The 262-nt window shown below is 40.8% G+C and carries 1 protein-coding gene; it reads right to left on the bottom strand.

Going from position 1 to position 262, the window contains the following annotated elements; genetic code table 11:
* The coding region (locus tag AAEY75_RS15755) for a hypothetical protein (protein WP_352260121.1) at positions 1-262 on the bottom strand (262 nt) is incomplete at both ends.

The following is a 262-nucleotide window of genomic DNA, read 5'->3' on the forward strand; positions in this document are numbered from 1 at the left end:
GGTTTAGCCCGTAAAATGCTTCACCGCCCATACGCAGCCCACCATAAGCGAATACACCTTTACCACCTGTCTTATTAACGTTTACCCTATTATTAGACAAATCATACTTATAGTCAGCAGTGACTAACCAAGGGGCGTCTATACCAAAGTTTGGAGATCCTATTTCAGCTTTTTTTGCGTCTTTAATAAGCGCATCAGACTTACTGGCATCTCTTAACATCTCTCTTGGTATAATAACAAACTTTTCTTTGCCACCATCACC

It is taken from the genome of Psychrobacter sp. TB55-MNA-CIBAN-0194 (assembly GCF_040309505.1).
GTDB lineage: Bacteria > Pseudomonadota > Gammaproteobacteria > Pseudomonadales > Moraxellaceae > Psychrobacter > Psychrobacter fozii.